Origin of the sequence: Bacillus sp. PS108, assembly GCF_037963335.1 — a bacterium.
Taxonomy (GTDB): domain Bacteria; phylum Bacillota; class Bacilli; order Bacillales; family Bacillaceae; genus Bacillus; species Bacillus subtilis.
This window is the reverse complement of the sequence record NZ_CP150155.1, coordinates 1,793,570-1,806,370: the sequence shown is the minus strand read 5'-3', so window position 1 is coordinate 1,806,370 and position 12,801 is coordinate 1,793,570. Positions and strand designations below refer to the sequence as shown.

The 12,801-nt window shown below is 46.0% G+C and carries 1 protein-coding gene; it reads right to left on the bottom strand.

Features of this window, described 5'->3' with window-relative positions; translation table 11 throughout:
• Window positions 1–12,795, bottom strand: coding sequence for a polyketide synthase PksM (gene pksM / locus NSQ16_RS09195; protein ID WP_230488491.1), 12,795 nt, complete (start codon window positions 12,793–12,795; stop codon window positions 1–3).
• Window positions 12,796–12,801 lie beyond the last annotated feature (6 nt).

Sequence of the window (12,801 nt, the reverse complement as noted above, 5' to 3'; positions counted from 1 at the left end):
TTATGATTCATACGATTTACTCCCTTCTATGATGTTTTGCACACTCTTAAAATCCAATTTCCCTAGCGCCACCTCTTGCATCAATCCGATGATTTGCTCGTCTGTATACGTGCCCTTTATGTGATGTGCTGCTGCGCTATGATTTTGTTTTTCCGCTTTTAAGGCCAAATGGTCAGATAGAGCTTGGACTGTCTGACATTCAAGGATTTCCCGGCCGGCCATCTTCAACTGCGTGGTTTTTTCGATATGCCGCATCAATTTTCGGCCAAGAATTGAATCCATCCCATAATCCAGAAAGTTTCTTTTGAAATTGATTCGATCCTCAGATATGCCCAATTCTCGTGCTAAAAATTGAACAATGATCTTTTGAATATGGGTTTTGCCATTCGGCTCGTCAATCTCTGTTTTCATATCTTGTGAATGCTGTTTAACGGCCTCTGATTGCTGAGTGCCTGACGAAATCCAATACCGTTCCCTTGCAAATGGATAACCAGGTAAAGAAACCATCCGAACGTGATCGCCATCATGAAGGAGTTCCCAAGGAATCTGATATCCTTTCACCCAGCATTCCGCGATGTTTTCCAAATTTCTTTCTTTTGCGAGAGCTTGCAGAACTGCTTCATCTTGTTCTTCTAAAATCCCTTCTGTATATCCTGTATAAAGGGATCTCTGTTGGCCTGATACCCCACCATTCTTCATTGCTTCCACATATTCCTTCAATTTTCGCACCAATTGCTTCTGATTGTTTGCAACGAGCGCGAGCCTTGCTTCCATGGCTTTTCTCCCAACCTGAAGCGTATATGCCACATCAGGTAAAGAAAGGTTATGATTCTGCTCCAGATACGCAATCATGCGGCAGGCAGCATCCTGAAGCCGATCGTCATTTTGGGCTGAAAGCACAATGATCTGCGGTGACCCTTGATGCCGCTGTGTGGACGGCTGATCATCCGGAATGTATTCTTCAATGACTGCATGTGCATTGGTGCCGCTGATTCCAGTCGTGCTGATCGTTCCCATCCTCGGCTTCTGATTTTTCCTGATCCACGAACGGTTTTCTTTGCAAAGCACAAATGGGCTTTCTTTAAACGGAATATACGGGTTTTCCGATTCACAGTGATGAGTGGCCGGAATGATCTGGTTTTTCATAGCCATCAGCATACTGATTAAAGCAACCGTTCCTGACGCTGCAAATGTGTGTCCGATTAAAGGTTTAATTGAGCTGATCATACAGAATTGCTTCTGCTTCGTATATTTGCTGAACACGCTCGTTAACGCTTGGACCTCAAGCGGATCACCAAGATTCGAGCCGGTACTGTGCGCCATCACATATTGAATATCGAGCGGATTGATTTCATTTTTTTCATAAATGTTTTCGATCAATTCTGCCTGGCTAAAAGGATTTGGCGCAGTAATGCCGTTGGTTTTGCCATCGTAATTCACGCCGCTGGCCTTGATGCAGCCATAAATATGATCTTTATCTTCAATTGCCTTTGATAATGGTTTCAAGAGAACAGCAGCCACCGCTTCACCTGGCACAAGGCCATTGGCATCCTGGTCAAACACTTTGCATTGTCCGTTCGGAGACAGCATTTCGGCCCTTGTCAGCGCCTCAAAAGACATGTGAGAAATATTCAAGCTGACGCCGCCGGCTAAAGCCATTTCACAATCCCCCTGACGCAGAGCTGAACATGCCTGGTGAATCGCCACCAGTCCAGATGAACATGCTGCTGTCAAAGCCATATTAGGCCCTTTTAAATCCAATGCGTATGCGATTCTCGCAGACAATGTGGCGTTTTGTGTTCCGTTAATGTAATCCGTATCTCCGGTTAGATGCGCATATTCCCCTTCTTCCACACCTACATAAACACCGCAGGATTTTCCTTTTATCCGATCTCCCATATAGCCGGCGTCTTCAAACGTGTGCCATGCTTCCTCTAGAAAAATGCGCTGGCGCGGATCCATGCTTTCGGCTTCTTTAGGCGATATTTGAAAAAACAGCGGATCAAACCGGTCTATGTCCTTCAAAAATGCCCCCCACCTTGGCACTGCTTTTTCTGGATCTCTGTTAGCTCTCCCCCAGTCCCGGCGTTCGCCCGGAATGTCAGAGATACACGATTTACCGTTTTTCAGATTATCCCACAGCTCATGGACCGAATCAGCTTGAGGGAACCTGCCGCTCATGCCGATAATGGCAATAGGCTCATCGTGAACCTGCCGAATGCTTTTTTTACTGGCTTCTGGTTCTAAAGCTACAGGAATTGCTGCATAAGCTTCAGGGGGCTTTTGCGCCTCTGATGCATCATCCCGGTAAAATGCTTCAATCAGCTCTTTATGATCGGTTAAGAAAAAGCCGATCAATTCTTGTAAAGTCGAATAGCCGAAAAATAAAGCCGGTGTCACTTCGATGTTGAAATGCTTTGATAACACATTCGAAAATTTAGCCAAATAGATTGAATCAAATCCGAAGTCGGCCCAATTTTTGTTCAAATTCAGCTTGTCCTTTGAAATCTTAAGCAATGTGTGAATATGCTCTTTCAAGTCGTGTTCTAAACGCTTTTCAATGCTTAGTGTTTTTACCTCATCCTTGTTTTCTTGCGCTAGAGGGGATTGAGTGGCCGGTTCTGGAATAGCTGGTTCAGTCATTCCTAAAAATCTGCTGACACGGCTGGGCTGACCGGCTATCACGAGATGCTGAGCATCCTGCTGAGCTAGGATGTGCTCAAACATACGGATGCCTTCCTCGGCTTCTAGGAAGCGTTGGCCGCTTGATTTCAGGTACATATCCGTTGTTTCTTCATCACCGATCTTCATTCCGCCATCCTTCCATACAGGCCAGTTGATGACAAACGTTTTACCGTTATGCAGCTCATTTCTGTATTGTGCGTAAGCCATCTGAAACCTGTTGCCAATCGCATAATCACAACATCCAAAATCCCCTAAAACCGCAGAAGAAGAAGAAAAATAACACATAAAATCAAGGACTTCATTTTTAAGCCATTCATCAAGCGCTATCGTGCCGTTGATTTTCGGTTCAATGATGCGCTGGAAGCTTTCGATCTTTTTGTCAAAAATAGCAGAGTCGCTTTCGATTCCGGCTGCATGAATGACACCGTTGATGGCACCGAATCGGTCTTTCCCTCTTTTTACGCAGTCTCCCATTGCGATAGGATCAGACACATCGGCTTCTGCATACATCGCTTCGCCGCCTAGATCATTTAATTCTTTTATTTGCTTTTGCTTCTCATCATTAAAAGGCGACCGCCCTGTCAAAATCAGGTTTGCGGCATAGTTTTTGGCCAAATGCTTGGCAAATAAATAACCAAGCCCTCCTACACCGCCTGTAATCAGGTAAGTACCGCCAGACTTCAATTTGCTGTCGTCCGGTTGTATCGTTGTCTGTTCAATGTGATTTACATATCGTTTCGCATTCTGATACAAAACCGTTTGTTCAGCTGAAGCCTGTAATTCTGCCCATATATTACGTGTCCAATCATCCATCGATCCTTGTTCCGCCGGCTGAAAGATTCCAGTCACTTTTGTGTGCGGAAGGACAAGCCCGAGTGAACGTTCGAAGCCAATCCATGATTCCAGATAGCTTCTGTCAAGACCATCTTCAAAACCCCCTGCCAGCAGCAGCCGTGAAGGATGAAGCTTTGCTGCGGACATACCTTGTAATAGGTAAACAATACAGGAATGGTCCTTTATACAGCACTTGTCTTCCATAGGCCACATATAGAGGATTGCATCTGGCTCTCCAAGTTCTTCTTTAATGCTCTGGAAGGCCTTTTCAAAAGTAACGGGTTCTTGCCGCACAATCTGGTAGCTATATTCAGACTGTTTGCTGTACACTTCGCCCTGTGATATAAAAATGACCTTGGTGTCTTGATCAACGTTTTTCAGGGCTGAAGCAAATGCGTTTTGCTTTTCTCTTTCAGTCAGAAAACAGATGAGCGTTTTGATACGTTTCGATGTGAGAGTCGCCGCCTCTTCTATCCACACTTCTTGAAAAGTCATAACCTTGAAAGGTTCTTCTGTTTGCTGATCATGATCCTGTTCTATAGACGCCGGGACCTTTGCCGCGCCTGGTGCCCAGTAACGCTCTTTCGCAAATGGATATGCCGGAAGACTGATCCGGACAGGCGTTTGGGTGCCGTACAGCATGCCCCAGTCGAAAGACAAGCCTTTCACCCAAAGATCCAGCAGTTTCGTATATTTCCCTTTGCTCATCCATGCTTCTATGATTTTTTCCGTATCCTCATCCGCTGATAAGACTGCTAACGCTTTTTTGTTATCATCGATGCGATCCAGATACAGGCTGTCTGCTTTGTTTTCGATAAAATCGTTCAGCTTTCTCTCAAGATCCTCTAGTGATTCCGCTATAAAGGCCAGCCGTTCCTCCATTGCTTCACGGCCCGTTTGCAAGGTATAGGCGATCCTGATCAGGTCTGTTTCGCGGTACCTTTTTTGTTTGATGGCTGTAAGCAGCTGTTCCGCTTTTTCTTGCAAGCGTTCCATGTTTTTGGCCGACAGCACAATCAGCGCTGGAGGATGGTCTTTCGGCGTTTGCGCCCCCGTTCTTGGAATATATTCTTCCAGGATGATATGGGCATTGGACCCTCCGGCGCCAAAACTGCTCAAGCCAGCGCGCCTAGGCACCTCTTGCCCGCCAATCACCGGGCGTTTCCATTCACCAAGTTGCTGCTGAACGACAAATGGCGTATGGCTGAACTCGATGTTCGGATTCAACCGCTGAGCATGCAATGATGGCGCAATTTGGCCATATTTAAACTGAAAAAGTATTTTTGTCAGCCCTGCAATTCCGGCTGCACTTTCACAATGACCGATATTTGATTTGCTGGAGCCGATCGCACAAAACTGTTTCTCCTGCGTATCTTTCTCAAATGCTTTTGTTAACCCCGCTATCTCAATCGGATCTCCTAATGCAGTGCCTGTTCCATGCGCCTCTAAATAACTGATGGTTCGGGCAGGAATGTCGGCGCGCTCCATTGCTTCTTTAATTACCTGTGCCTGTGCATGAGGATTTGGAACCGTGTATCCATTTGTTTTTCCTCCGCTATTAATGGCACTTGCCTTTATCACACCGTAAATATGGTCACCGTCCGCTATTGCTTGCTGCAGCGGCTTTAACACAATGGCGCCTACGCCTTCACCGTCGACAAATCCATCTGCATCATCGCCGAATGATTTACATGTATCACTAGCAGAGAGCATATTCATGACAGATAAATTCTGATAGTGAACCGGGTCGACAACTAAATTGACACCGCCGGCAATGGCACAATCACTCGATCCGCTATAGATGCTTTCCAGCGCTAAATGAATCGCTGTCAGGGAGGATGAGCAGGCTGTATCGACTGCAAGACTCGGGCCTTGGAAATTCAGTAAATAGGATATTCTGTTGGCGATAGACCAATAGCCGTAGCCGGTCGAATAATTTTTGTTCATGACTCCGGCAAAGACGCCGATTTTTCTGCTTGAACAGAGCGAGTCAGGCGTGTATCCCGCATCTTCAATACTTGCATAAGCGGTTTGCAGAAATAATCGCTCCTGAGGGTCCATTCTTTCTGCCTCAAGCGGAGAAATCTGAAAGAATAATGGGTCAAACTTGTCCATATCCTTGATAAATCCGCCCCATTTCGTATAAATTGATCCTTCTTTTCCTTTTTCTTTATCGTAATAAGCTTTCCAATCCCAGCGATCTTTCGGAATTTCCTCAATACAATTTCTTCCTTCTTTTAGGTTGTTCCAAAAGTCTTCTGCTGTTTCCGCCTGAGGATAGCGTCCAGAAATGCCGATAACGGCAACGTCACGGCTTGCAAGAGTGTTTGTCGGTGTTTCTTTCTCCCCGCTGAAGCCAAGCTTGCGAAAGCGCCGTGTTCTTTTAGCGGCCTGATCAGGTTTCTGTGAAGATTGGGTTCTGCTTTCGACCGGTGTATGTTGTTGAACTTGACGGTCAAGACCTGTTAATTTCATCAGAGCTTCTGTTTTTGTTTTGATGAAATGCTCCACTAATGCGTCAATGGTCTGGTACTCGAAAAATAAAGTGCTGCTTACATGGTCAAATTCTTTACGCAATGTATTCGTCAGCTGGACAACAACGATAGAATCAATACCGTACTTTTCAAGCGGTTCAGATGACTCAATCTTTCCTGCAGGAATTTTCAACGTTTCCCCGATTAGTTTTTTCATATATTCTGTGCTTTTTTCTCTTAGGAGAGCATGTTTCGATTGTCCAGCTTCCTCTGAATCTATGGTATGAATGTAGGCTGGCTCCTGATTAGACGCTTGTGAAACAACCTTCTCCGGCAAGATCACATTTTTCATCATACGTCGAACCAGCCCGTTGCTTGAGGCTGCGACGATTTGGTGACTCAGATCATGTGCCGCCTCGGCCGGGAAAAAGACAGATTCAAAGCCTTCGCTTTCAAGTGCCGCTTTCCAGCTGTCAGGATGTAAGCCGGGACAGCCGGGAATCCGCACTGCAGGATCTTCATACAGCCACCAGCCTTCCAAAAGACCAAAGGTGATGTGAGGGAACAGGCTGTTTCCCGCCATTTCATTCAGCAGCAGCATTCCGTTGTTTTTCATTACCGCTTTTGTATGCCGCAGTGTTTGACGGATATTTTTTGTTGCGTGAAGGACATTAGCGGCAATGACGACATCATAGCCTCCCGCTTCAAATTCCTGCTGGTCAATCGGTTTTTCCACATCAAAAAGCTGATATGTCAGGTACGGATTTTCCGCCCCATATTCCTTTTGTGCATGCAGCAAAAATGCTTTAGACAGATCTGTATAGCAATATTCATTGATGTGCTTTTGATATGGTTTCAGTTTTTCAAAGATTCCGGCACTCGTGCCGCCTGTGCCTGCGCCTATTTCCATAATGCGAATCGATGCCTCAGGGTCGTGCTTCAGACGTTCATCCAGATAAGCTAATAATGTATCGGCAAGCACTTTATTAAAATAATCTGCCACTTGGTTATGCTTATAAATGCCTTCCACCAGTTCCATCGAGGAATGCGGGAACATGATATCTGTTGCAGGGACTTTCCCTGTCAAAATATCCGGTAATGCTTTCAGCATGGCCTCTGCTAATACAACCATCGCCTTTGTCTCGCTGTCTTTAAGCCACTTTTCTTTTTTCGCGTTCCATTCTTGCCAAAGCAGCTCGATATCCTCTGCTTGGTCCTTCCTCACCAATGAATCTCCAACTTTCTTAAGATAGCCATGCTGCAAGAGAAATTCGCTGCTTTGCCGAATCCATTTTCCATAAAATTCACGAGTCTTATATTGTTGAAGACGTTCAACCGATAATGTATAACCATCAAACAGCCCGGCCGTTTGCAGCTGTCCTAACAACAGCCTGTAAAGAAGATCATCAAGCTCTTCATGTGTCACTCTTTGAAATCGTGCCGTAGTCGGCAGACGCTCCATCAGGCTCTCTGCATCTGCTGAAGGTTGCTCTGGATAAAGAGTGATGAATTCATTCTGATTCACGCCTTCGACTGCTACAGGCTTTGTCGTATGAATGAAAGCTGTTTGGCTGACTGGCCCAGAAAGCAGGGCTTCCAGCGCCTTCATAGCCTCCTCAGGCTCAATTAAACCTAAGCCGATTTGATTCATGAGCTGTACATAATGTTCATCCTCAGCCGCTTCACTATTCCCCCAATATCCCCAGTTCATGACTTTTACAGGGCATGCCCAGCTCTGAGAAAGCCGGTGAGCAAAAGCATCTGCATATGTACAGCCAGAGGCATAATGGCTTTGCTTCACATTTTTGATATGGGCTACAAGCGAAGAGAAGAATAAAACAAAATCTACATTCTCCTGGCGGAACACTTGGGCCATCCGAATACTGACATCGATCTTCGCCGCCAGTCCAGCGGTGAATTCTTCCGGCTTCATTTTTTCCAGGCTTTGCTCAAATAAAACCATCGCAGAGTGAACAATCCCGTGAATATGAGGATGGCGCATTTTCACTTGATCATAAGCCTGCTGCAATGAATGCTTATCGGCTGCATCGGCTGCAATGTAGAAAGGCTCAGGGCCAAGCGCCGAAAGTCGGTCTATTTTTGACTGGATGGCAGCATTAAGTTGACTTCGCCCAATCCAAACGATTTGCGCCTGGTAGCGGCGGATCATGTACTCACTCCACGCCTCTCCGATATACCCGGCTCCTCCGATGACCACATAGACTCCGCCTTTCCGATAGAGCGTGTCGCCTGACAGTGAGTGCCGATATGGGATCAATTGCTGCTGATGCCATTGCTGATTACGATAGGCCCAAGCATGGCCAAGGCGGTCAGCTGGGAGCGCAAACATGTGATTTACCGGCCATGTACAGCCTTTTTCAAGATCGAGAAGACGGATTTTCCAGTGTGGATATTCCTTTGCCATTGTGCCGGCAAGTCCATGAATGCTTGCATGAGCGGGTTGTACTGCCTCATGTTGCGTAACCGGCTGCGCTTGGACGGTCACAAGAGACCATTCAAGTTGTTTCTCGCCATAGCCTAATTGCAGGCAAGCTTTCACGAACTTAAATAAGTGAAGAACAGCTTCTCCTTGTCTATCACTATTCTCAAGGTCTGACGGGGCAATCCACAAGACATGGTCAATGCTTCCGTACGCTTGCAGTTTGTCCGCTATTGCCTCAATGTCATCTGCAGGGCGGATATCGATAAAGGAAACTTGCGGATAATGATGCTTTATGAAAGTCCGATCAGCTTCAGCAGCTCCGCATAAAACAGCTCTTTTACCAGCAAACGAAGCATTATCCTCCGCTTCTAGAGAGACTGGTTCCCAGACAGGGATCATCATCGTATGCCCGGTCATCTGAGAATCAGTTAATAGTTGCGGCATTGAATGCTGCTCTCCATCAAGTGCCCGCATCGAGGCACCCTTCATTCGCACACAAACGTGTCCGTTCTCATCACATAAATCAATATCATACTTTCTGACTTTGTCCTCCGCTTTACTGTCTGAACTATATCGAATATAAGACCATATCTTCTCTGGACATGGGCTGAAAATATCAACCTCCTGCAACGCAAATGGAAGAGACAGCGTCTGAGCTTGTCCAGCGGCATTGACTGAGCTAACGATAAAACCGACTGTGGCATGGAACGCGGAATCCATCAAACTCGGGTGGAGCGCAAAATGCTGCTTGTCGTTTTTTAGAAAAGCGGGTAACGAGATTTTTGCAAGCAATTGATCTTTGCCGACATAGACTTTTTCAATCCCTTGATAGCCCTCTCCATAGTCAAGCCCAATCTTTCGAAACGCTGCATAGCATTGTTCTGACGTCACTGTGTCCAAACTGCATTCTGTCTGTATTGATGAAAGGTTTAAAATGGAAGTGTTCGCTTCATCTGAAATGACAGCGCGGCCTTGGCAGTGTATCGTCAGGGCTTCTTCTTTATGTTCAGAGCTGCTATAAATGTCAAAGGAGATGTCCCCGTTATCCTCAGGAAAAAGGCCAATATGTATTTCTTTTGGTTCACTTTCAATCGTGATAGGACGCACCCACACAATGTCTTTAAGCGACACCACTCTTTGTTCGCCGTCCAGATCGCCTGCAGCTTTTTCCGCTGCTTCCCTTGCCATTTCTAAATAGGCAACGCCCGGCAAAATCTTCTGTCCCTGTACAACATGATCAGAAAGAAAAAATTCCGTGCCTGTAAATACAGAGCTAAAGCGCTGCTCAGTAAAGTCTGATGTATTGCGGTGCACCAGCGGATGTAAGATATGATTCACAGTGCTGGTTTTCATTTCAGGAACCGGGATCCAGTAGCGCTCCCTTGCAAACGGATAGGTCGGAACACTGATTTTAAGCGGCTTGCGATCGCCGTATAGGTCGTCCCAGGTGACCCGCTGTCCTTGAACCCATGCTTTCGCCATTTCCATCATTTCACTGTCTGTTGTCAAATTGTTATTCAGCGCATTTACCGATGCTAGCCCAGCCGCCTCCTGATTCTCCTTGGCTTGTCCGGTCCAGCAGCCCTCGATCTCTTCTTCTCCATTGGCAAACGCCCGAAGTTTAGCCGTTAAATCTTTTATGTCTTTTACAATGAAGGCCGCACGCTCCTCCATTTCAACCCGTCCTGCCTGCATGGTATAAGCTAACGCTAAAAGATTGACGTCCTCGCTAAGAAAATCAAGAAGTTTAAGAGCGTAAGCCTGCAGACGATCTTTGTTTCTCGCAGACAAAGGTATCACTATTTCTTCATTTTTCGTTAAAATCGTCTCTGAATGGCTCTCTGCTGGAATATATTCTTCCAAAATAAGATGCGCATTTGATCCTGAAGCGCCAAACGAACTTAAACCGGCACGGCGGGGATATGTGACGTCCACCCCGTTTTCTGTAAAAGATGGCTGCTCCCATTCCTTTGTTTCATGCTGGACAAAAAATGGGGTTTGATCAAGCTTCAAATAAGGATTCAGCTCTTCTGAATGTAATGACGGCACCAAGGTTTTATGATGCAGCTGCAGGACAGTCTTCGTTAAGCCGCTAATGCCCGCTGCAGCTTCAGCATGGCCAATATTTGATTTCACAGAACCGATTGAACAGAATTGCTTGTCCTGCGTATTGCGGCTGAAAGCTTTTACTAACCCCTGTACTTCAATCGGATCTCCCAATGAGGTGCCAGTGCCATGGGCTTCAACATAGCTGATGGTGCGCGGATCAATTCCTGTTTTTTCTAGACATGCTTCGATTACATCAGCTTGAGCTACCGGGCTCGGTACTGTAATTCCGCTTACTTTTCCTACATGATTTATCGCACTGCCTTTGATGACAGCATAGATTCGGTCACCGTCCTGTTCAGCTTTTCGCAGCGGTTTTAGCAATACTGTGCCGACACCTTCTCCAGATACGTAGCCATCCCCGCCTTTGCCGAAAGTATGGCAATAGCCGTCACTTGAGTGCATCCCTACACTGCCATAGCTGATATATTTAGCCGGATGCAGTGACAAATTGACGCCTCCGGCAAGCGCGGCCTCGCATTCTCCATTCCGGATGCTCTCTATTGCCAGATGAACCGCAGTTAATGAGGAAGAGCAGACCGTGTCCACCGCCATGCTTGGGCCGTGGAAATTACAATAGTAAGAGACCCTGTTGGCGATTTGCGCATAATTCAGCGATAAAGGAAATGGATTGTGTTCTGATAGAGCTTCAGCCCCTATAAGGGAATAGTCCTTATGCATTACGCCGGCAAACACACCGACATGCTGTCTTTTATTTTCTCCCTGCGGTGCAGCAATTGTCTCTGGTGTATAACCCGCATCTTCAATAGCTTCCCAGCATGTCTCTAAAAATAACCGTTCCTGAGGGTCCATCATTTCCGCTTCACGCGGAGAGATTCTGAAAAATTGAGGATCAAAGCAATCAGCCTCCTCGATAAACCCGCCCCATTTCGAGAGTGGCTTGCCTGCAGGTGAATCCAGTCCATTGTTTTCTTTCCATTCCCAGCGTGAGTTTGGAATCTCTGTGATGCAGTCGGTACCCGCTTTAAGATGTTCCCAAAATTCCTGTATGTTTTTTGCCTTAGGATAGCGTCCCGCCATTCCGATAATGGCAATGTCCTCACCGATCTCTGGTGAAGAGGTAACACCATCAGGAGAATCCTTCATTGGTGAAGGAGATTGGCGGACAGCATCGTCCGCCTCTCCAATTGAATATTGATCAGCAAGATGAGCAGCTAGTTCTGCAATTGTTGTAAATTCAAACAGCAGTGTCGGAGCAAGATCCGCTCCAACCTTATCTCCAATTTCCTGAACCACGGTAAGCAATGACGGAGAATCCAAGCCTAGCTCATAGTACCCAGCGTGGATATCCATTTGTTCTGCCGGCCTTTCAAGCTGCTTAGCAAGCAGCTGACGCAAATACATTTCAAATGCGGGATAGTCCCGACTGATGTTCTGAGAGACAGCAGCTCTTTTTTCTTGAATTTCTTTTGGAGAATGAAAGGCTGACATATTCCGTACAGACTTGCCTGCAAATTGTTTCAGCTCGGCCACTTTTTGTCCTGATGAATTAAAATATTCAATCGTCATATAAGTGAGTTCTTTCTTTTGGCGCACAGATGAGGAGAGGATCCGTGCTGTACATCCTTTTTGCAATCGTTCTGAAGCAGAAAACGATTCATAATACAATGGCAGGTACATCGTTTGATCTGAGATCAGGCAGCTTGAACCTATGCCGCTGCCGTCAATAAGCGTCGGATGAAACAGAAAAGCATCAGAATGACGCAACGCTTCCTGTCCGACTGCTAAATCAATTAAAGCCCCCTCTTTGGCTTCATAAATCTGTCCTTCCGCCTTCATCATGCCGGTATGCACTAACTCTTGAGATCGGCATTGTTCATAGATTTCATCTAAATTCAGAATCCTGTCAGCTGTATTTTTCCACTGATTAAGGTCTATTGATTCGGCAAAAGCGGTTTGCTCTTTACGATGCATGTCAGCAGTCACATATTGTCTCTTGTCAGATAGTGATTCTCCATGCTGTTTTTGTCCGTCGATGATGATGGACCATGTCCCTTCCTTTCTTTCAGACACGTGAATGGTCAGGGCAATGTCATATGACTCATCTGCGATCAAAGGGTAAAAAATGGTCAGGTTTTTTAATTCAAGCTCTTGGTATGCATAACCATGTTCCTGGAATACTTGGTAGATTAAATCTATATAAGCAAGGCCGGGTAATAACGCTTGTCCATATACCTTGTGGTTGGACATGATTGGATTATTTAATGAAATGTGCAGTTGTTCAGTTATCATTTTCCC